Origin of the sequence: Allobosea sp. CRIB-10 (assembly GCF_900112185.1) — a bacterium.
Classification (GTDB): domain Bacteria; phylum Pseudomonadota; class Alphaproteobacteria; order Rhizobiales; family Beijerinckiaceae; genus Allobosea.
This window is the reverse complement of sequence record NZ_FOKP01000003.1, coordinates 191690-213154: the sequence shown is the minus strand read 5'-3', so window position 1 is coordinate 213154 and position 21465 is coordinate 191690. Positions and strand designations below refer to the sequence as shown.

Below are 21465 nucleotides of genomic sequence, written 5' to 3'. Positions count from 1 at the left end.
CGAGTCTCAGTTCGCCACCGCCCGGATCACCCGGCGCAGCTTGCCGATCAGCTCCTCGACCTGGGATTCGCTGATAATCAGCGGCGGCGAGAAGGCGATCGTGTCGGCGGCGGTGCGGACCATCAGGCCTTCATCGCGGAAGAGGCGATCCATCGCCTCGAAGGCGCGTTTGCCGACACCGTCGGCGCGGGGGGCGAGGTCGACGGCGCCGACCAGGCCCAGCGTGCGGATATCGACCACGTTCGGCTCGCCCTTCAGGCTCATCACCGCATCGGCCCAGCTCTCCTCCATCGCCCGCGCCCGCTCGAACAGGCCCTCCTCGCGATAGATGTCGAGCGCCGCCAGCGAGGCCGCCGCCGCCAGCGGGTGGCCGGAATAGGTGTAGCCGTGGAACAGCTCGATGACGTTGTCCGGGCCGTTCATGAAGGCGTCGTAGATGTGCTTGCGCACGATCACGCCGCCCATCGGCACCGTGCCTGAGGTGACGCCCTTGGCGAAGGTGATCATGTCGGGGATCACGCCGTAGCGCTCGGCGGCGAAGGCGAAGCCGAGGCGGCCGAAGCCGGTGATGACCTCGTCGAAGATCAGGAGGATGCCGTGCTTGTCGCAGAGCTCGCGCAGCCGCTTGAGATAGCCCTTCGGCGGCGGCAGCGCGCCGGTCGAGCCCGCCATCGGTTCGACGATCACGGCGGCGATGGTCGAGGCGTCGTGCAGGGCGACGACGCGCTCGAGATCATCGGCGAAATGCGCGCCATAGTCCGGCTCGCCCTTGCTGAAGGCCTGCTTCTCGCGGTCATAGGTGTGGGAGATGTGGTCGGTACCGGTCAGGAGACCGCCGAAGAACTTGCGGTTGTTGACCATGCCGCCGACGGAGATGCCGCCGAAGCCGACGCCGTGATAGCCGCGCTCGCGGCCGATCAGCCGGGTCTTCGAGCCTTTGCCCGAGACGTTCCAGTAGGCGAGGGCGATCTTCAGCGCGGAGTCGGCCGCTTCCGAGCCCGAGCCGGCGAAGAAGACGTGGTCGAGATCGCCCGGCGCCAGCGCCGCGATGCGGGCGGCCGCGGCGAAGACCTTGGGGTGGCCGTACTGGAAGGACGGGGCGTAGTCGAGCTCGCGCGCCTGCGCCTGGATCGCCTGGATGATCGGCTCGCGGGCGTGACCGGCATTGCAGCACCACAGGCCGGCGGTGCCGTCCATAACCGGCTTGCCCTCGGGGGTGTAGTAGAACATGCCCTCGGCGCGGGCGACCATGCGCGGATTCTGCTTGAACGACCGGTTCGCCGTGAACGGCATCCAGTAGGCTTCGAGGTCGTTCGGCGAGCTGATGGCGCGCGGCGCAGAGGTCATGATCCGGTCCCATTTAGTTTTTTAAAGCTTCCTCAACCTAGCAGCGCGGTCGGGGCTGTAAATCCGCATCGGCTCGGGGCATGCCTGCGTCCGGCGAACGGCGGCCGTCGCTCGGAGCAGGTGACGTAACGTCGTTTCCGGCGTAGTCTCAACAAGGGGGTAACACTGGACTACGCCCCAATGACTGAAGGCGTCGCCGGTCGGGATGGGAGCGAGTCGATCGCGCCGGAGGACATCCGCGCGCAGCTCGATCGCGTGCTCGCCTCCGACATCTTCCGCAGCGCGCCGCAATTGACCGCCTTCCTGAGCTATGTCGTCGAGCAGGCGCTGGCCGGTCGCTCCGGCGAGCTGAAGGGCTACACCATCGCGGTCGAGGCGTTCGGGCGCCCCGCCGAGTTCGACCCGCAATCGGATCCGATCGTGCGCGTCGAGGCCGGCCGCCTGCGCAAGGCTCTCAATCTTTATTTCGCGGCCGACGGCGTTCGCGATCCCGTCCGGATCACGATTCCGGTCGGCGCTTATGTGCCGAGCTTCACGCGGTCCGGCTTGCCCGAACCTGACGCGGTGTCGCCGGCTGCCGAGCCGGCGACACCGCTTCCACCGGCGGCAGGGCGCCCGCGGTTTTGGGCTTACACGGTCTTGCTGCTCGCGCTGCCTGCCTTGATCGCCCTCGCCGTCTGGCGCCTTGCCGGCCCCAGGCCGGAGCCAGGCGCAGGGATGCCGAGCGCGGAAGTACACGCGCCGCGGCCCGCCGCGACCCCCGCTGCGCCCGACCAGCTCGCTTCGGCCCAGCCCGCCGAACCGGTCACGGCGCCCGCGAGCCTGCCCGTGATCGCCGTGGTGATCGCCGGCGATATCATCGATCCCGCGGTCGAGGATGCGGCGCGGCTGTTCATGCGCCATCTCGTCGACACCATGGCCCGTTTCGACGACCTGCTCGTGGTCAAGACTCCCGGCACGGCGCTGCGGCCAGAGGAGGGGGCCGACTATGTCCTGACGCTCAACACCGCGAGGGCCGGAGACAAGGTTGAGGGCTTCGTCCGGCTCAGCACCGCCAAGGAAGGGCGCGTCGTCTGGACCACATCCGGCGAGCGGAGTCTCGCGGCCGTGAGCGACGGCATCGAGCTGCGCGAGCTGGCGCAGCGGGTCGCGATCCGGCTCGCCCAGCCCTATGGCATCCTGCACGCCGACTTCCGGCTGGCGACGCTGCCGCCCGGGATCGCCTGCATCTATCAGGCGCTCAATTTCCGTCGGCACATGAAGGAGGACGAGCATCTCGCGGCGCGCAATTGCCTCGACGCGCTGGTCGCGCGCGATCCCGAATTCCACCCGGCTTGGTCGCACCTGGCGCTGCTCACGGCGGATGAGTACGCCTCGGGCCTGAATCCGCGCCCGGGTTCGGCGCTCGACCGGGCCCTCGCCGCAGCGGTCAATGCCGTGAGGCTGGCGCCGGCGAGCGCGCGAGCACACCAGGCGCTGATGGAGGCGCAATTCCTGCGCGGCATGACGGAGGAGGCGCTCAAATCCGGCCGGGAGGCACTGACGCGCAATCCCTACGATCCCGACATCATGGCCGATCTCGGGGCGCGCTACGTCCAGCTCGGCCGGGCGTCGGAAGGGTTGCCTCTGCTTGAGCGCGCCGCTGCGCTGAGCAATGGCCGCCCGTCCTGGTACGATGTCTTTCTCTACTTTGCGGCCTATCTGAGCGGCGCGACGAAGCTTGCCGACAATCAGGCTGCCCTGCTCAAGCGGGAAGAGACGCCGCTTGCCCTCGTTGCTCGCGCGGTCGCGAGCGCCGCCGCCGGAGATCGCCTCGAGCTCGAGGAAACCCAGCGGCTGCTCGGCAAGGCCGAGCCGCTCTTTGCCCTCGATGGGCGGCTTTATCTGACCCGCAAGGGCTTCTCCCCGGTGGTCGTCGACCGCATTCTGGCCGCGATCGGCGAGGCCGGGCTGCAGCCGCGCTAGGCTGAAGCCGGTCGTCCTTCGGGACGCGTTCGCGCGCGATCGTTCGATAGCGCTCGCAGTCGCTGAATCAGGCCGCTATTCTGTGCTGATCGCAGCTGATTCGTAGCGTCGCGTTCCCTTTCAACCTCTTGCGCGATTTCAGCCCTTGGCTCGCATCCGCCTCAGCGCACTCTCTCCGGCCGCCAGCGGCGTCGCCGGCTTTTCGCTGGGCGCCGCCGCCATCCTGCTCCTGCCGGGAAACCTCGCCAATGCGCTCGGCCTGCTGAGCGCCGGGCTCGGCCTCGCCGGGGCGGCGGCTTTGGCGCGCCGGAACGGCGCGCGCGAGCGCGAGCAGCTGCTTGCCGCGATTGGCGAGGTCAAGGTCCGGCTGGCGACCAATGCCATCCGCGTCGATTCGATGGCCAAGCGCCTCGACCAAATGCCGATGGGCGAAGCCGATGCCGCCCCGGCCAAGGCGATGCTTCACGAGCTCACCGCTGAGGTTGGCCTGCTTGGCGATCTCCTGCAGCAGGTCGCAACGACCTTGGGCGAGCATGACGACCAGCTCAGCCGGATCGAGGGCCGGCTCGCCAATCCACCGCCGCAGCAGCCCGCGCGGATCGCCGCACTGGTCCCCGAACGCATCGAGCCACGTGCTCCGGAGCCTCTGATCGCGACCCGGCACGACCCGGCCGAAGCGGCTCAGCGGCGTGCCGCCGAGGAGCGCGCCGCCCTGATCAGCGAAGCTTTGGCGAAGGGCCAGGTCGAGGTCCATCTTCAGCCGATCGTCAGCCTGCCGCAGCGCCGCACGCGCGGCTATGAAGCGCTCGTCAGGCTGAGGCTCGACGAGAAGACGCTGCTGCTGCCCTCCGAATTCCTGACCACGGTCGAGGAGCGTGGCTTCGGCCCGACACTCGATGCGCTCGTGCTCACACGTGCGCTCGCCATCGCCCGCCATCTCGGCAGCAAGCCGGGCGAACTCTTCGTCTCCTGCAATTTCAGCGCGGCGACCTGGGGCTCGTCGCGCGCACTGGCGGCGCTGTCGCGCATCCTGGAAAAATACCACGACCACATCGGCAATCTCGTCATCGAGGTGCCGCAGCGCGTCTTCCGGGCGCTGGAGCCGTCGAGCCTCGGCCTGCTCGGCGCCATGTCGGCCAATGGCGTGCGCTTCGCGCTCGACCATGTCGCCGACCTGCGCTTCGATCCGGTGTCGCTGCATGACCGCGGCGTGCGCTTCGTCAAGGTCTCGGCGGCGCTGCTGCTCGCCGAGGCGCGTGGCGGCAAGCTCGCCGACATCGCGGCGGGCGACATCGCCGTCCAGCTCGCCCGTGGCTCGATCCAGCTCGTCGCCGAGGAGGTCGAGGACGATCCGATGGTCGCCGACATGCTCGATCTCGGCATCGCGTTCGGCCAGGGCGTCGTCTTCTCGCCGCCGCGACCTGTGCGGCCCGAGGTCTTCGCCGAGCCGGAGGCCGCTCCTGCTCCGAGGCCTGCTGTCGCCATGGCGCCGCCTGTCTCCGCCGAGGTGGTCGAGCACCCCGCCATGGCGTCGCCGCCAGAGGTCAAGCGCGTTCCCTTCCGCGACATCCTGCGCCGCGCCACCGCCTGAGAGCCTGACCGAATATTCATGGGGCCCTCATCCTGAGGAACCGCGTTAGCGGCGTCTCGAAGGATGGTCCAGGAGGTCGCGGAATCGCTGGAGCAACCTTCGAGACGCAGCCTGAAGGCCGCTCCTCAGGACGAGGGCTGGAGTTCCAAACGGTCTAAGAGGAATGTCCGCGAGACCGAAGCGCTGGCCTGCGCCGGCGAAGCCGCGTAGACAGGCGGCGCTTGTCCGACAGGAGTTCGCCCGTGCCGTTCTCGACCCGCCTGCTGTCCGGCGTTTCCGCCGTCATCGACCAGTACGAGCTGTGCCTCTGCGATATCTGGGGCGTGGTCCACAACGGCGTTGCGCCCTTCGCCGCGGCCTGCGATGCCCTGGCCAAGATGCGCGCCGGCGGCGTCACCGTCGTGCTGGTCTCGAATGCGCCGCGTCCACGCTCGGAGATCGCGGTCCAGCTCGGCAAGCTAGGCGTGCCCGGCGACGCCTTCGACGCGATCGTCACCTCCGGCGACGTCGCCCGCGACCTGATCGCCCACCGAGCTGGCGAGCAGCTCTATCATCTCGGTCCCGCGCGCGACCTGCCGTTGATGGCCGGGCTCGATGCGCCGCGCGTCGACCCGGCCGAGGCCCATTACGTTCTCTGCACCGGCCTGTTCGACGACGAGACCGAGACGGCCGAGAGCTATGCCGGGCAGCTCGCCGATTTCGCCCGCCGCGGCCTGACGCTGATCTGCGCCAATCCCGATTTGGTCGTCGACCGCGGCGGGCGCATCGTGCCCTGCGCCGGCTCGCTCGCCGTCGCCTATGAGAAGCTCGGCGGACAAGCGATCTATGCCGGCAAGCCGCATGCGCCGATCTACGATCTCGCCATTCGTCTGGGGCAGGAGCTGCGCGGGGAGACCGTCGAGAAGGCGCGCATCCTGGCGATCGGCGACGCGATCCGCACCGATATCGCCGGCGCGGCGCAATATGGCCTGGCTTCGCTGATGTGCGTCGCCGGCATCCATGCCGAGGAGATGGCGGGATTATCGGACGAAGCGCTGCAGGGCTGGTTCGCCCGGCAGAGTCATCGGCCGAACTACGCCATGCCGCACCTGGCCTGGTGAGGCCCCCGGCGCGGCCGAAAGCTCACGCCGCGCAGGCCGACTCGATCTTCGATTTCAGCGTCTGCGCGGTGAACGGCTTGACGATGTAGTTGTTCACGCCGGCCTTCTTGGCGGCGATGACGTTCTCGGTCTTCGATTCCGCCGTTACCATGATGAACGGTGTCTCGGCGATGGCATCCTCGTTGCGGACCTGGCGGAGCAGTTCGTAGCCGGTCATCGGCTCCATGTTCCAGTCCGAGATCACCAGCCCGTATTTCTTGTCACGCATCTTGGCGATCGCGGCATTGCCGTCGGAGGCGTCGTCGACATTCTCGAAGCCGAGCTGCTTCAGGAGATTACGGATGATCCGGACCATCGTCTGATAGTCGTCCACCACCAGGATCGGCATTGACGGGTCGACAGCCATGACGGCGCTCCAAGCCAGTAGTCCGCGGTGCCCAGCGACACCGACGCGCGCCGCTCTCGCAGAGCAGCGACCTTGGGTCAATTGTGATAGCGGGTCGGCGTTTCAAAGCCGTTAATCCGGTTGGCGAGTGACCTAGCGGCATACGACCTTTGGGGGAGGTGCAACCAGGGCAACAGGCACCAAAGTTTAATGGTGCAACGCAGCGAACTATGGGACGCTTCCGTCTCGATTCCGAATGCGTGCGGTCCCGTGGCCGTGCTGCAATTGCGAAGAGCGACCAATGATGACCAGCACGCTCTATCATGTTCACGCTTTCGAGGATCTGGTCGTCGGCCAGTGCGAAAGCCTGATGCGCACGGTGATGGAGCGCGACATCTCGCTCTTCGCCGACCTCTCGGGCGACGCCAATCCGATCCATCTCTGCGATCGTTATGCCGCCAACACCAAGTTCGGCCAGCGCATCGCCCATGGCATGCTGACGGCGAGCCTGGTCTCGGCTCTGCTCGGCACGCGCCTGCCCGGGCCGGGCGCGGTCTATCTCTCGCAGACGCTGAACTTCCTCGCTCCGGTGAAGATCGGCGATGTCGTCACCGCCCGCGTCGAGGTGGTCGAGCTCGTGCCGGAGCGGCGCCGGGCCCGGCTGTTCTGCGAATGCCTGGTCGACGGCAAGGCGGTGCTCGAAGGCGAGGCCTGGGTCGCGCTGCCGCGCGCAGCGCAAGGCTGAACTGCCTTGACGCTCCCGGCCGCTTGGGGCCAAACACGGCGCTGGCCGGGGCTTCCCGGCGCGACCTAGCGTTCCATGACCTCATCGTCCGAGGCCGCGCGACCTGATGCGCCGCCCGCCTTCGTCCTCGAACCCAACCAGCCGGTGCCGGCCGATCTGCGCGGCCGGGTGCTGGCGCTCGGCAATTTCGACGGCGTTCATCGCGGCCATGCCGAGCTGGCGCGCGTCGCCGGCGCGATGGCGGCGGAGCGGGGGACCAGCGCCGCGGCGCTGACCTTCGAGCCGCATCCGCGGACCGTCTTCCGGCCGGAGCAGCCGGTGTTCCGGCTGACGCCGGAGCCGATCAAGGTCGCGCTGCTGGCCGAGCTGGGCCTTTCGCCCAGTTTCATCATCCCTTTCGATCGTGCGGTCGCCGGCATTCCGGCCGAGGCTTTCGTCGACGATCTGCTGCTTGGCCAGCTCGGCGCTGCCGGCCTCGTCTGCGGCTACGACTTCCATTTCGGCAAGGGCCGCACCGGTTCGCCTGAGATGCTTCAGGCCCGCGCCGGCCATGCCGGCATCCCTGTCGCCGTGGTTCCGCCCTTCACCTTCCAGGGCGAGCCGGTCTCCTCGACTTTGGTGCGCACGGCGCTCGAAGCCGGCGATGTCGGCCATGCCGCGGCCCTGCTCGGTCGTCCCTGGTTCGTCCGCGGCGAGATCGCCCATGGCGACAAGCGCGGCCGCGATCTCGGCTATCCCACCGCCAACATGCATCTCGCCCGTGATTGCCGCCTGCGCTTCGGCATTTACGCGGTCCGCATGAAGATAGATGGCGTCTGGCGCGACGGCGTCGCCAGCTTCGGCAGCCGGCCGACCTTCGACGACGGCGCGCCCAGGCTCGAGACCTTCGTCTTCGACTTCTCCGGCGATCTCTATGGCAGGACCGTCGACGTCGCCTTCGTCGCCTTCCTGCGCGGCGAGGCGAAGTTCGATACGCTCGATGCGCTGATCGTCCAGATGGATGTCGACAGCGCACGGGCGCGCGGCATCCTGGCGGCGACGCCGGCCTTCCTTCTGTGACGACGCTTTGCTAGAAGCCGCTCATGTCCGCTCTGCACTTCGTTACGCCCCTGCGAATTACCGGCCCGGCTGCCGCCCTGCGCTGATAGCGCGGGCGCTTGCGCAGGCCGGGACGACGATCGCTTCCCCGTGACATCTCCAGGATGGGCGCTGCACCGCATGCCGAGCCGCCATCCGCACCGCCGAGCCGGATCATGACCGACAAGACCGCCGAGAAACCCGAGACCACCGACTATTCGCAGACCCTGTTCCTGCCGCAGACGGAATTCCCGATGCGCGCCGGCCTGCCGCAGCGCGAGCCCGAACTGCTCGCCCGCTGGGCGAAGATGGATCTCTACCGGAAGCTGCGCGAAGCCGGCCAAGGCCGCGACCGCTTCGTCCTGCATGACGGCCCGCCCTATGCGAACGGCAACATCCATATCGGCCATGCGCTCAACAAGGTGCTGAAGGACCTGGTGACGCGCTCGCAGCAGATGCTCGGCTACGACTCGAACTATGTGCCGGGCTGGGACTGCCACGGCCTGCCGATCGAGTGGAAGATCGAGGAGCAGTACCGCGCCAAGGGCCTGAACAAGGACGACGTCGATGTCGTCGAGTTCCGCAAGGAATGCCGCGCCTTCGCCGAGAAATGGGTCGACATCCAGCGCACCGAGTTCAAGCGGCTCGGCGTCGAGGGCGACTGGGACGATCCCTACCTGACCATGGCCTTCGGCGCCGAGGCGCAGATCGCCCGCGAGATCATGAAGTTCGCGCAGAACGGCCAGCTCTATCGCGGCTCCAAGCCGGTGATGTGGTCGGTGGTCGAGAAGACCGCGCTGGCCGAGGCCGAGGTCGAGTACGAGGAGCACACCAGCGATACGATCTTCGCGGCGTTCCCGGTGCTCGGCTCCGGCCCGCTCGCCGGCGCGTCGGTGCTGATCTGGACGACCACGCCCTGGACCATCCCGGGCAACCGTGCGATCTCCTTCCACAACAAGATCGCCTATGGCCTCTACCGCGTCACGGCCGCCCCGGAAGGCAACTGGGCCAAGGTCGGGGCACGCTATGTGCTGGCCAAGAACCTCGCCGAAGCGCTGTTCAAGACCGCCAAGGTCGAGGCCTATGAGCTGGAGCGCGACGTCACGACCGCCGATCTCGCCGGTCTTAAGACCGCCCATCCGCTGCGCGGCCAGGGCTACGAGTTCGATGTGCCGCTGCTCGACGGCGACCATGTCACCGACGATGCCGGCACCGGCTTCGTCCACACCGCGCCGGGCCATGGCCGCGAGGACTTCGACGTCTGGATGGCCAATGGCCGCATGCTGGCCGAGCGCGGCATCGAGACCCGCATCCCCTATACCGTCGATGCCGATGGCCGCTTCACCGAGGAGGCCCCAGGCTTCGAGGGCGCGCAGGTCATCACCGATAAGGGCGAGAAGGGCAACGCCAACGAGGTCGTGATCAAGGCGCTCGCCGCCACCGGCAATCTCGTCTCGCGCGGCCGGCTCAAACACCAATATCCGCATTCCTGGCGCTCGAAGAAGCCGGTGATCTTCCGCAACACGCCGCAATGGTTCATCGCCATGGACAAGCCCTATGGCGACGAGGGCGCGCCTGACCTAGAAGCTCCCGCGCCGACCGCCGGCGGCAATGCCGACACGCTGCGCAACCGTGCGCTCAAGGCGATCAAGCAGACCGAATGGGTTCCCGCCGCCGGTGAGAACCGCATCAACGGCATGATCGCCAACCGGCCGGACTGGGTGGTCTCGCGCCAGCGCGCCTGGGGCGTGCCGATCACCGTCTTCGTCGACAAGGAGAGCAAGGAGATCCTGGTCGACGACAAGGTCAACGCCGCGATCGCCGAGGCCTTCGAGCAGGAGGGCGCCGACGCCTGGTTCACCGACACCGACGGCGCCCGCTTCCTCAAGCCCTATGGCTATGACCCGGCCAAATACGAGCGCGTCGTAGACGTGCTCGACGTCTGGTTCGATTCAGGCTCGACCCATGCCTTCACCCTGGAGAAGCGCGCCGACCTGAAAACCCATCGCGTCGTCGATGGCGGCCGCGACAAGGTGATGTATCTCGAAGGCTCGGACCAGCATCGCGGCTGGTTCCATTCCAGCCTGCTCGAAAGCTGCGGCACCCGCGGCCGCGCGCCTTTCGACGTGGTGCTGACCCACGGCTTCTGTCTCGACGAGAAGGGCGAGAAGATGTCGAAGTCGAAGGGCAACGTCACCGCCCCGCAGGACGTGATCAAGGACAGCGGCGCCGACATCCTGCGTCTCTGGGTCGCGGCGGCCGACTATTCCGACGATCTGCGCATCGGCAAGGAGATCCTCAAGACCTTCGTCGAGACCTATCGCAAGCTGCGCAACACCATGCGCTGGATGCTCGGCACGCTCGCCCACTTCGACGAGGCGATCCGCGTTTCCGATCCAGCCTCGATGCCGGAGCTGGAGCGGCTGATGCTGCACCGTCTCGCCGAGCTCGGCCCGCAGGTCGAGGAGGCCTACCGCACCTATGACTACAAGAAGGTGGTGAATCTACTCTCGCAGTTCATGAACACCGAGCTCTCGGCCTTTTATTTCGACGTGCGCAAGGACGCGCTCTATTGCGACCCGCGCTCCAGCCATGTCCGCAAGAGCGCGCTCACCGTCGTCGACCAGCTCTTCCGCTGCCTGACGACCTGGCTCGCGCCGATCCTGGTCTTCACCGCTGAGGAGGCCTGGCTCGACCGCTATCCTAACGTAAGGGCGGACGACGGCTCCGTTCATCTTGAACTCTTCGCCAAGGCCGACGCGGCCTGGCTCGATCCCGAGCTGGCCGAGCGCTGGGCCAAGGTCCGGCGCGTGCGCCGCGTCGTCACCGGCGCGCTCGAACTGGAGCGCGCCGCCAAGCGCATCGGCTCCTCGCTGGAGGCGGCTCCGGTTGTTCATATCGCCGACCCCGATCTGCGCGCTGCGCTGAGCGGGCTCGACCTCGCCGAGATCTGCATCACCTCCGGTGCGACGATCGTCGACGGGGAGGGGGCCGCCGATGCTTTCCGCCTGCCGGACGTCCCCGGCGTCTCGGTGGTGCCGGCGCGCGCCTCCGGCATCAAATGCGCCCGCTCGTGGAAGTACTTCGACCCGGCGACGGCCGAGCCCGGCTTCCCCGAGGTGACGCCGCGCGACGCCCAGGCGCTGCGCGAGCTCGGGCGCGCAGCATGACCCCGGTGCGCCGCCTCGGCGCCCTGATCGTCGCGCTGACCTTCGTGCTCGACCAGGCGCTGAAGCTCTGGCTGCTCTTCGGCCTGAAGCTCGCCGAAGAGGGGCCGTTCCAGCTTGCCTCCTTCCTGGAGATCGTGCTCGCCTGGAATCGCGGCATCTCCTACGGCCTGTTCCAGCAATCGACCGATATCGGCCGCTGGGCGCTGGTCGTGCTCTCGATCGCTGCGGCGATCTGGCTCTGGCGCTGGATGTGGCGCTCCGACGACAGGCTCACCGTGGTGAGTCTTGCTCTCATCATCGGCGGCGCGCTCGGCAATGGGCTCGACCGCATGGTCTACGGCGCCGTCGTCGACTTCGTGCATGTCCATGTCGGCAGCTTCAGCTGGTACATCTTCAACATCGCCGACGCGGCGATCGTCTTCGGCGTGCTCGGCCTGCTCTATGAGTCGCTGCGGCCCGGCGCCGATCGTTCCAGGGCGGTCTGAAACCGGCCAGCCACAGGCCATTTACGGCAATCTGGCAAAAGGGCTCCCCGTTTTGCCGGATATGGGTTAAAAGGCCCGCCATGCTTTTGCCGCGTCGATCGGGCATGACGCCGGCAGATGTCCGTATGGAGAGGTGAAATGGCTTATCGGATCCGCGCTTCGCACATGCTGCTCACCGGCGGCCTGCTGCTGGCGGCGAGCCCTGCTTTCGCCCAGGAAGGCATGCTCTTCCAGAATTTGGTGAAGGGCTTCGGCCTGTTCGGCACCGACAAGGCGGACATCGAGTACAAGCAGCGCGCCCCGCTCGTCGTGCCGCCGTCTTCGAGCCTGCCCAGGCCGCAGGAAGCCGGCGCCAATCGCAGCGCCGCCTGGCCCGATGATCCGGACGTCGCCCGCCGCCGGGCCGACCGCGACAGTTCCAACATTCTGTTCCAGAACAGCGAGTCCTACCGCGCCAACACCAGGCCGTTGCTGACGCAGGACGAGCTGCGCCGCGGCCGCGTCGCCGGGACTGCCAACGGTCCGGACGGCATCGTTCCCGACCACAGCAACTACAACAACCAGATCCAGCCGATCCGCGTCGGCCGCGAGATGGCGGCTCGCCAGGCCCAGACCGATACCTCCAATCTCCAATATGGCACCGAGCCGGCCCGTCGTTATCTGCACGAGCCGCCGACCGGCTACCGCCGCCCGGCGGCGACGGCGGCGCTCGGTCCGGGCCAGACCGGTCCGCGCGAGGACAAGCAGGCGGTCGGCCAGCGCGAGTTCCTCGTCGGCAAGAAGGTCTACGAGAACCAATAGGCTGCAAGCGATCCTCCGGCGCGCGTTGGTTTTCCACCGCGGCCGGACTATCTAGAGCAGGAGCCTTTTTCCGGCTCGGGTCCAGGCGGGCCCGGGCCGGTTCGTTTCTAGACGTCGCGATCCCTGCAGGAGCTTTCCCCGACCATGACGGTTCACGCCGCTCCCGCCACCGCAGCCAATCAGGTCGAATCCTACAAGCTCGCCAACGGGCTCCAGATCGTGGTCGCGCCCGACCACCGCGCGCCCGTCGTCACCCATATGGTCTGGTATCGCAACGGCTCCGGCGATGATCCGGCCGGCAAGTCGGGCATCGCCCATTTCCTCGAGCACCTGATGTTCAAGGGCACGGCGAAATGGCCGGCCGGCGAATTCTCGAAGATCGTCGCCAGCTATGGCGGCCAGGAGAACGCCTTCACCTCCTACGACTACACCGCCTATTTCCAGCGCGTGCCGAAGGAGCATCTGCGCGCGATGATGGACTATGAAGCCGACCGGATGACCGGCCTCGCCTTCGACGAGACCGTGGTCGCGCCCGAGCGCGACGTGGTGCTGGAGGAGCGGCGCATGCGCGTCGACGCCGACCCGGCCGCCCAGCTCGGCGAGGAGTTCTCCAGCGCGCTCTACGCTCACCATCCCTATGGCACCCCGATCATCGGCTGGGAGCACGAGATCGAGGAGCTCTCGCGCGACGACGCCTTCGCCTATTACCAGCGCTTCTACACGCCGGAGAACGCCATCCTGGTCGTCGCCGGCGATGTCGAGCCGGCCGAGGTGCTGCGCCTGGCGCAAGAAACCTATGGCCTCATCCCCGCCCGCGGCGACGCCCCGGTTCGAAAGCGCCCGGCCGAGCCCGACACGCGCGCCGCCCGCCGCGTCGCGCTCTCCGATCCGCGCGTGCAGCAGCCCTCGTTGCGCCGCGCCTGGCTGGCGCCGACCTATGTCTCGCCGCAGCGTGACGAAGCCTTCGCGCTGGAGCTTGCCGCCGAGATCCTCGGCGGCGGCACGACCTCGCGGCTCTATCGCAAGCTCTGCGTCGAAGAGGAACTCGCTGCCGGCGCCGGCGCCTATTTCATGGGCTCGATGGTCGACCGTTCCGCGTTCCAGCTCTCGGTCAGCCCGCGCCCGGGCGTCGAGATGGCGGCGCTCGAAGCCGGGCTCGATGCCGCGCTCGCCGACTTCATCGCGGAGGGGCCGACCGAGCTCGAGCTCGCCCGCGCCCGCACCCGCCTCGTCGCCGAGACGGTCTTCGCCCGCGACAGCCAGTCCTCGCTCGCCCGCATCTTCGGCTCGGCACTCGCGGTCGGTGAAAGCGTCGAGGACGTGCTGCTCTGGCCGCAGCGGGTCGAGGCGGTGACGCGCGAGCAGGTCATCCAGGCGGTGCGGCGCTATCTCAAGCCCGATCGCTCGGTCACCGGCCTGCTCCTGCCGGCCGCTGCCTGATATCGCGCTGAAGTGATGACAGGCGGACTCCGGTTCGCCATCGAGGATTGCCGATGACCCATTCTCTCGCTCCCGCCACCGCCGCCCCAGGCCCCTCGCTCGCTGTCCAGCGCGTCAAAGCTGCCTGCGGCGTCGAGGCCTGGCTGGTCGAGGAGCACAGCCTGCCGCTGCTCGCGCTCGACTTCGCCTTCGACGGCGGCGCCAATCGCGACCCGGCCGATGCCGCCGGCAGTGCCAATCTCATCTCCGGCCTGCTCGACGAGGGCGCCGGGGATCTCGACGCCGAGGCCTTCCAGGGCCGGTTGGCCGATCACGCCATCAACCTCTCCTTTGACGCCCGCCGCGACGATTTCCACGGTCAGCTCCAGACCCTGTCGCAGCATCGCGAGGTCGCCTTCGAGCTGCTCGGCCTCGCCCTCAACGCGCCGCGCTTCGACGCCGACGCGGTGGCGCGGGTCAAGGCGCAGGTGATCGCGGGGCTGCAGCGTCAGGCGCAGAACCCGGACGTCATCTGCCGCAACGCGCTCTTCGCCGCGGCTTTCCCGGGTCATCCTTATGGCCGTCCCGAGCGCGGCGACGTCGCCAGCGTCGGCGGGCTTCAGGCAGAGGGCTTGAAGGCGCTGACGCGCGAGCTCTTCACGCGCGGCGGCCTCAAGGTCGTTGCTGTCGGCGACATCACCGCGAGCGAGCTGGCGTCGCGGCTCGATGCGCTGTTCGGGGCGCTACCGGCGGGGTCGCCGCGCATCGAGCCGGCCGCGCCGCTGCCCATCGCCGATCTCGGCCAGACCCATATCGTCGATCTCGACGTGCCGCAGACCGTGCTGCGCTTCATTGGCCCAGGCTTGATGTGGCACGATCCCGATTTCATCGCTGCGACCGTGCTGAACCATATCCTCGGCGGCTCGGCCTTCACCTCGCGCCTGTTCATGGAAGTGCGCGAGAAGCGCGGCCTCGCCTATGGCGTCTCCTCCAGCCTGATGCCGCTGCGCCAGACCGGCTTCCTCGTCGGCGGCACCTCGACCCGCAACGACCGCGTCGCCGAATCGATGGCGGTGATCCGCGAGGAGATCGCCAAGCTCGTGACGGAAGGCCCGAGCGAGCACGAGGTCGAGGAGGCCAAGCGCTATCTGATCGGCTCCTATTCGCTGCGCTTCGACACCTCGCCGAAGATCGCCGGCGAACTGCTCGGCCTTGCGATCCGCGGCGAGCAGCCCGAGTTCGTCGAGACGCGCAACCAGCGCTTCGCCGCGGTGACGCTCGCCGATGTCCGCCGCGTCGCCCAGCGCCTGTTCGGCGAGGGCAAGCTGCTGGTCCAGGCCGTCGGTCGGCCGGTCGGGCTGGTCTGACGCTCCGGCAGTGACACGGTGAGCATTCGCCGCCTCGATCCCGTCCTGGTCGATCGCATCGCCGCCGGCGAGGTGATCGAGCGGCCGGCCGCGGCGGTGAAGGAGCTGGTCGAGAACGCGATCGACGCCGGCGCCACCTCGATCGCCGTCACCATCCGGGCCGGCGGGCGCGAATTGATCCGCGTCGTCGATGACGGCATCGGCATGAGCCCTGACGATCTCGCCCTCTGCGTCGAGCGCCACGCCACCTCGAAGCTTCCGGACGGCGACCTCTTCGCCATCCGCTCGCTCGGCTTTCGCGGCGAGGCGCTGCCCTCGATCGGCTCGGTCGCGCGGCTGTCGATCACCACGCGCCAGCGCGATGCGGCGCAGGGCTGCGCCCTCGTGGTCGAGGCCGGCGCCAAGGGCGCGGTCAGGCCGGCGGCAGCGGCGCCCGGTACCCGCATCGAGGTCAGCGACCTCTTCATCTTCACCCCGGCCCGCCTGAAATTCCTGAAGAGCGACCGCGCAGAGGCGCAGGCCGTCTCCGACATGCTGCGGCGGCTCGCCATCGCCCATCCCGAGATCCGCTTCTCGCTCGAGGGCGAGCATGCCGGCGCTTTCGACTGGCCGGCCGAGCCGATCGGCAGTGACGGCCATCTGCGCCGCCTCGGCCGGGCGCTTGGGCGCGACTTCCCTGACAACGCCTTGCCGGTCGAGACCGAGCGCGAGGGCATCAGGCTCTCCGGCTTCGCCGGCCTGCCGACCTTCCATCGCGGCACCTCGGCCGGCGTCCACATGGCGGTGAATGGCCGGCCGGTGCGCGACAAGCTGCTGCTCTCGGCGGTGCGCGGCGCCTATGCCGACGTCGTGCCCTCCGACCGGCACCCGGTGCTTTATCTCGATGTGCTCTGCGACCCCTCGGCCGTCGACGTCAACGTCCACCCGGCCAAGAGCGAGGTTCGCTTCCGCGATCCGGCGCTGGTGCGCGGCCTCGTCGTATCGAGCCTCAAGGCGGCGCTCGCCGGCGCCGGCCACCGCGCCACCACCACCGGCGGCGCCCGCACGCTCGACGCCTTCCGCGCGGTCTTCTCGGGCGGCGGCTTCGGCAATCGTGGCCCGGCCGCGATCCAGCGTCCGAATTTCGGCAGCGTCACCGATTGGCGTAGCCCCGAGCCGGGTGCGCCCGGCCAGCCGCTGCAGGCCGGCTTCGCCGATCTCGCCATGCCCTCGGCCGATGCGAGGGCTCATCTCGCCGAGCCGCCGCAGGACGCGCTCGACCGGCCGCTCGGCGCGGCCCGCGCCCAGGTCCACGGCACCTATATCGTCGCCCAGACCCGCGACGGCATGGTCATCGTCGACCAGCACGCCGCGCATGAGCGCCTGGTCTATGAGCGGCTCAAGGCTGAGCGCGCCAAGGTCGGCATCGCCCGCCAGCCCATGCTGCTGCCCGAGGTGGTCGAGCTCGACCCAGTCGATGCCGACCGGCTCAACGCAGCCGCGAGCGATCTCGCCTCGCTCGGTTTGGTCATCGAGAGCTTCGGGCCCGGCGCCGTGCTGGTCCGCGAGGCGCCGGCCGCGGTCGCCGGCGGCGATCTCCAGGGCATCGTCCGCGACGTCGCCGACGCGCTCGCGGAGCATGGCGATGCCGGCTCGCTGGAACGCCGGCTCGACCATGTGCTGGCGACCATGGCCTGCCACAACTCGGTCCGCGCCGGCCGCCGCCTCCGGCCGGAGGAGATGGACGCGCTCCTGCGCGAGATGGAGGCGACGCCGAATTCCGGCCAGTGCAATCACGGCCGGCCGACCTATGTCGAATTGAAGCTCAGCGATATCGAGAAACTGTTCGGGCGAAGGTGAGAAAGAGCACTCCCGCATTGCGCCGAATAGCAGCCAAGCTTAAGATTGACTTGGCTCGCTTGGTTCCGGCGCCGCGTCAGGCTTGGGAACAGATTGGAATTGCTCCACCAGTAAGCGTTCAACGAAGGCCTTCATTGGTTCAAGATCAACCACCCCTGTCTCGGCAAACGTCTTATCAGCAACTCCCAGCGCCGCTTCGAAATCGGGCTTGTTCGTCATTATGAGATCAATGACCGTCACTTGCCCGGGCAGCATAAAGCCGACCTTGAGACACATACAGGAGTAGGCAAAAGCACGGGCAGCGCGGCCATTTCCGTTCTTAAAGGGATGAATCCAGTTTATTTTCCAGAGCGTGAATGCTGCAACGGTAAGAACGTCTACTTTCGCCCACATCGAGCCTAGTTCGGCCTCGAATTCAGCCATATGTTTTGGAACTTCGGTCCATGTGGGTGGATTGTATACAATCGTACCATCAGATTTACTAATATGAACTTCGCTCTCGCGAAACTCGCCTGGCTTTTCAAGCAAAAAAAGAGTGCCGGTGTGGTGTAGAGCCTTCAACGCTGTGACATTGGGGCATACAGGGCATCCTGCTGACGCCTCAATGCCGAACTTCCCAGACAAAAGGCGAAACAGACCCTCGATTACATTGACTTGATTTGAGTAGTTCAGAATCTCGATGTGGTGGGCATCGGGGCCGTTGATCAACTCCCAGTTGCCATCGAACATCGGTGCCCCACAACAAAAAGGGCTTAGCGCCGGCTAAGCCCTTCGTGGGTAACACTTTAAAAGTGAAGGAATCAATCCTTGCGTGTCACAACCGTCTCGTGTCCCTCGATCTGATCGAGTGCCGACTCGACCTCCTCGCGGGTTAGAGATGAAGTCTTATCCTTCAATCCCATGATAAGGCTCACGCGCTGCGCGCGGCGCTCCGAGGGTGTCATACGATGCTCGCGAGCGCGAGCAATAAGCTCCGACAGCGACAGTGCCGGCGATGCGACCGCTGCTGACATTCCCGCCTCCTGATTCTGCCCTGTTCATTGTTCTCAGCGATGGATTAACCGCCGCTTAACATTTTTGGGAACGCGTCCGAACGGGAGCATGTTCCTATCTGAACGCAACTGCAAGGCGATTATGATGCCGTTCGTAGCGATTCAACGACGCATGTAATTGCAGAACGATCGCTTCGCAATCACTCAAAATGCATCATCAAGTTTGCTCTTAACACATGGCGGGGCAATAGCGGTCAGCATGCAGCAAATTTGACGAACGAGAAACTAATCCAAATAGCGGACATCCAAATTGATGTGCGCTCACACCGCCCGCAGAAACCGCACCTGCGTCTCGCCATAATCGCGCCGGTCGAGCTCCTCGAACCCCTCCGGCAGCGTGATCTCCACGTCCGCGGCTTCCTCCAGCAAGATCAGCGCAGCGCTCGCCAGCCAGCCGCCCTCCCGGGCCGAGGCGAGCGCCTTCTCGCCCAGCCCCTTGCGATAGGGCGGGTCGCAGAAGACGAGGTCGAACGGCGCCATGCCGGTGATCGGGCCGAGCTTCGTCGCGTCGCGGCGGAAGATGCGGCTATAGCCGGCGAGCCCGAGCGCCATCTGGTTCTCGCGGATCAGCCCGCGCGCCTCGGCCCCGTCATCGACCAGGAGCGCGAAGGCTGCGCCGCGCGACAGCGCCTCGAACGCCATCGCGCCGGTGCCGGCGAAGAGGTCGAGCACGCGCGCCCCGTCGGCCGCATCCCCATGGCCATGCGCCAGCACGTTGAACAGCGATTCCCGCAGGCGATCCGAGGTCGGCCGGATCGCGCCGATGCCCGGCTTCGGGCTGGCGAGAGACCGGCCGCCGAAGCGCCCTCCGACGATGCGCATGGCTCAGGCCTCAGCCGCGGCGATCACGCCCGCCGCCCGAACGCGGCGGACCTGAGCGCGGCGGGCGGCCGCCGCCGGGGCGCGGCCCGCGCCCGCCGGGCCGATCGCCACCTGGCCGGTCGCCGGTCGGCTTGCCGCGGAACGGACGGGCCGGGCGGTCATCTGTGCCGCCGCCGCTGGGCGGGCGCTTGCCGCGCGGCGGCTTGTCGGCCCAGTCGCCGCTGCCGCGCCAGGGCGCCTCGCCGCCGCGATCGCGGCCGAAGCTCTCCTCGCGCGGCGCCCGGCTCGGGCGCTCGCTGCGCGGAGCACGCGCTGGCCGCTCCTCGCGCGGCTCGTCGGTCGGCTTGGCGCTGATGCGCTCGACCTTGACGCGCCGGCCCTTGGGATCGGCGATCGCCTTGTCGCGCACGCGCGTGACGGCGCCGGTGGCCTCGCGCGCCTGGCGCTCTTCCTTGGGATCGGCGCCGCGGCGCGGCGGTGCCTTGCGCTCGCGCTGCGGCTCGGCCTCGACATCGCGCCAGACGCCGCGCGTCCATGGCTTGTCGCCGCGCAGCGGGCGCGCCTCCTCGGCCTGCTCCTCGCGCGGGCGCCGGCGCGGCCGGTCGTCGCCGGCGGGGGCCTGTCTGCCGCGCGCGGGCCTGTCGTCTGATCTGGCCTCGTCGCGCCGCGGCGAGTCGAAATCGACGCCGGCCTTGGCCATCAGCTCGGTCCCGAGCTGGTCCTTGAGCACCTTGGAGCGAACCTCCTCGGCCTCGCCCTCCGGCAGGTCGCCGAGTTGGAACGGACCGAAGGAGACCCGGATCAGCCGGTTCACCTGCAGGCCGAGATGCTCCAGCACCGTCTTGACCTCGCGGTTCTTGCCTTCGCGCAGGTCGACGGTGAGCCAGGTGTTGGAGCCCTGCTCGCGCTCGAACTGGGCGATGACCGGACCATACTGCACGCCGTCGATGGTGACGCCGCCCCGGAGCGTATCAAGCTGCGCCTGGTTGACCTGGCCGAAGGCGCGCACGCGATAGCGCCGCAGCCAGCCGGTCTCGGGCAGCTCCAGCATGCGCGCCAGCCCGCCATCATTGGTCAGCAGCAGCAGGCCTTCGGTGTTGATGTCGAGCCGGCCGACCGAGAGCACCCGTGGCAGGTCCTCCGGCAGCGCGTCGAACACGGTCGGGCGCCCCTCAGGGTCATGGTTGGTCGTCACCAGCCCGCGCGGCTTGTGGTAGAACCAGAGCCTTGTGCGCTCGCGCGCCGGCAAGGGCTCGCCATCGACCAGCACGACATCGTTCGGGCCGACATCGAGCGCCGGGCTCTCGATCACCTTGCCGTTCACGCTGACGCGGCCTTCCGCGATCAGCGCCTCGCTGTCGCGGCGCGAGGCGACACCGGCGCGGGCCATCACCTTGGCGATGCGCTCCGGCTCCTGCGGCGCGGCCGGAGCCGAGACGGCCTCGGCGATCTCGGCGGCGTTGCGATGCGCCCGATCGGGGCGCGTGCGCGTCGGATTGCTGCCGCGCGGGGTGTCGAAACGCTTGCCGCCGCCGAAGCCGCGGCCTTCGCCGCGCTCCTCGCGGCGCGGCGGCCGGGCAGGGCGCTCGCTGCGGCCAGGTTGATCGCCGCGCTCCCGCGGCGGCCGGCGCTCCTCGCCGTCGCGCGGACGGAACGAGCGTTCGCCGCCTTCACGGGCGGGGCGAGCCGCGCGACGCTCATCGTCACCGCGCCCGCGGAAGGGACGGTCTCCATCGCGCGCTGGGCGCGATGCTGCGCCGTCACGGGAAGGGCGCCCGAAACCGCCGCCGGGCCTGTCTCCGCGTGGCCTGTCGCCGTCGCGCGGCGGGCGGCTGGTCCGGCGTTCGTCACTGCCACGGTCGCGGAATGGCCGCTCACCACCCTCGCGCGGCGGCCGCTCGCCGCTCGGGCGCTCGCGGAATGGCTTCTTCTCGAAACGCTGTGCCGGGCGCTCGCCCTCGCTGCGGCGACGCTCGGCGCCTTCAGCCGGTGCGCGCCGGGGGCGTTCCTCGCCGTCGCGCGAGCGGAAGGGCGGCTTGCCGCCACGGCTGGGTGGACGGCCGCCGGGACCACCGCGGCCGGGGCCGCCATCGCGTCCGCCGCCGCGGCCGCCGGTTCCGCCGCCCTTGCGCGGGCCGCGGCTTTTCTGGTTGTTGTCGTCGCTCATGGTGGCTCCTGAAGCCGGATCATCGCGGACCGGGTTGCGAAGCGATCCGGGACGGCAGCGGCTCTTGAATCTGGTATTAGCCGGCGCTTGTAGCAGGCGATTTCGCCCGCTGCGAGCGGCAATGATGGGGTTC

The 21465-nt window shown here is 68.3% G+C and carries 17 protein-coding genes; 11 read left to right on the top strand and 6 right to left on the bottom strand.

Translation table 11 applies throughout. The annotated features are described in order from the left end of the window. Positions 1 to 6: 6 nt before the first annotated feature. Positions 7 to 1347, bottom strand: coding sequence for an omega-aminotransferase AptA (locus BMZ69_RS06105; protein ID WP_092155672.1), 1341 nt, complete (start codon positions 1345 to 1347; stop codon positions 7 to 9). Between the two features lie 180 nt (positions 1348 to 1527). On the opposite strand from BMZ69_RS06105, the gene BMZ69_RS06100 reads away from it, so the two are divergent. The 3 genes from BMZ69_RS06100 to BMZ69_RS06090 all read left to right on the top strand — a co-directional run bounded on the left by BMZ69_RS06100 (position 1528) and on the right by BMZ69_RS06090 (position 6003). Next, positions 1528 to 3312 (top strand): hypothetical protein, encoded by a 1785-nt coding sequence (locus tag BMZ69_RS06100; protein ID WP_092155671.1) that lies wholly within the window; start codon positions 1528 to 1530, stop codon positions 3310 to 3312. A 145-nt stretch (positions 3313 to 3457) separates the two neighbouring features. Continuing rightward, positions 3458 to 4903 (top strand): EAL domain-containing protein, encoded by a 1446-nt coding sequence (locus BMZ69_RS06095; protein WP_092155670.1) that lies wholly within the window; start codon positions 3458 to 3460, stop codon positions 4901 to 4903. Between the two features lie 242 nt (positions 4904 to 5145). Beyond that, positions 5146 to 6003 carry a TIGR01459 family HAD-type hydrolase gene (locus tag BMZ69_RS06090; protein WP_092155669.1) on the top strand — a complete coding sequence of 286 codons (858 nt, stop codon included), beginning with the start codon at positions 5146 to 5148 and terminating at the stop codon, positions 6001 to 6003. 22 nt (positions 6004 to 6025) lie between these two features. Here BMZ69_RS06090 and BMZ69_RS06085 read toward each other — a convergent pair whose 3' ends face one another. Next, a complete protein-coding gene (locus tag BMZ69_RS06085; protein ID WP_092155668.1) occupies positions 6026 to 6409 on the bottom strand; it encodes a response regulator in 384 nt (127 codons plus the stop codon). Positions 6410 to 6692: 283 nt separating this feature from the next. Between BMZ69_RS06085 and BMZ69_RS06080 the strand changes: the two genes are divergently transcribed. The 8 genes from BMZ69_RS06080 to mutL all read left to right on the top strand — a co-directional run bounded on the left by BMZ69_RS06080 (position 6693) and on the right by mutL (position 17291). Continuing rightward, complete coding sequence (locus tag BMZ69_RS06080; protein WP_092155841.1) at positions 6693 to 7133, top strand: MaoC family dehydratase; 441 nt, start codon at positions 6693 to 6695, stop codon at positions 7131 to 7133. A gap of 75 nt (positions 7134 to 7208) precedes the next feature. Further along, positions 7209 to 8192, top strand: a complete 984-nt coding sequence (locus BMZ69_RS06075) for a bifunctional riboflavin kinase/FAD synthetase (protein ID WP_092155667.1) — start codon at positions 7209 to 7211, stop codon at positions 8190 to 8192. A 194-nt stretch (positions 8193 to 8386) separates the two neighbouring features. Beyond that, entirely contained in the window at positions 8387 to 11380 is a 2994-nt protein-coding gene (gene ileS / locus BMZ69_RS06070; RefSeq protein ID WP_092155666.1) for an isoleucine--tRNA ligase, read from the top strand. After that, positions 11377 to 11865 carry a signal peptidase II gene (lspA, locus tag BMZ69_RS06065; protein ID WP_092155665.1) on the top strand — a complete coding sequence of 163 codons (489 nt, stop codon included), beginning with the start codon at positions 11377 to 11379 and terminating at the stop codon, positions 11863 to 11865. The genes ileS and lspA overlap by 4 nt, the downstream gene beginning before the upstream one ends. A 138-nt stretch (positions 11866 to 12003) precedes the next feature. After that, a complete protein-coding gene (locus BMZ69_RS06060; RefSeq protein ID WP_092155664.1) occupies positions 12004 to 12666 on the top strand; it encodes a hypothetical protein in 663 nt (220 codons plus the stop codon). Positions 12667 to 12810: 144 nt separating this feature from the next. Further along, positions 12811 to 14106 (top strand): M16 family metallopeptidase, encoded by a 1296-nt coding sequence (locus BMZ69_RS06055; protein ID WP_092155663.1) that lies wholly within the window; start codon positions 12811 to 12813, stop codon positions 14104 to 14106. Between the two features lie 53 nt (positions 14107 to 14159). Further along, complete coding sequence (locus BMZ69_RS06050) at positions 14160 to 15452, top strand: M16 family metallopeptidase (RefSeq protein ID WP_092155662.1); 1293 nt, start codon at positions 14160 to 14162, stop codon at positions 15450 to 15452. An 18-nt stretch (positions 15453 to 15470) separates the two neighbouring features. Beyond that, positions 15471 to 17291: a DNA mismatch repair endonuclease MutL gene (mutL, locus tag BMZ69_RS06045; protein WP_092155661.1), complete on the top strand. Its 1821-nt coding sequence runs from the start codon at positions 15471 to 15473 to the stop codon at positions 17289 to 17291. 39 nt (positions 17292 to 17330) lie between these two features. Here the strand turns inward: mutL and BMZ69_RS06040 are convergent, their stop codons facing one another. The 4 genes from BMZ69_RS06040 to BMZ69_RS06030 all read right to left on the bottom strand — a co-directional run bounded on the left by BMZ69_RS06040 (position 17331) and on the right by BMZ69_RS06030 (position 21332). Next, positions 17331 to 18020, bottom strand: a complete 690-nt coding sequence (locus tag BMZ69_RS06040; protein ID WP_092155660.1) for a Fic family protein — start codon at positions 18018 to 18020, stop codon at positions 17331 to 17333. A gap of 71 nt (positions 18021 to 18091) precedes the next feature. Beyond that, complete coding sequence (locus tag BMZ69_RS31015) at positions 18092 to 18304, bottom strand: hypothetical protein (protein WP_139218984.1); 213 nt, start codon at positions 18302 to 18304, stop codon at positions 18092 to 18094. A gap of 300 nt (positions 18305 to 18604) precedes the next feature. After that, entirely contained in the window at positions 18605 to 19165 is a 561-nt protein-coding gene (gene rsmD / locus BMZ69_RS06035) for a 16S rRNA (guanine(966)-N(2))-methyltransferase RsmD (protein ID WP_092155659.1), read from the bottom strand. Between the two features lie 10 nt (positions 19166 to 19175). Next, positions 19176 to 21332 carry a pseudouridine synthase gene (locus tag BMZ69_RS06030; RefSeq protein ID WP_092155658.1) on the bottom strand — a complete coding sequence of 719 codons (2157 nt, stop codon included), beginning with the start codon at positions 21330 to 21332 and terminating at the stop codon, positions 19176 to 19178. Positions 21333 to 21465 lie beyond the last annotated feature (133 nt).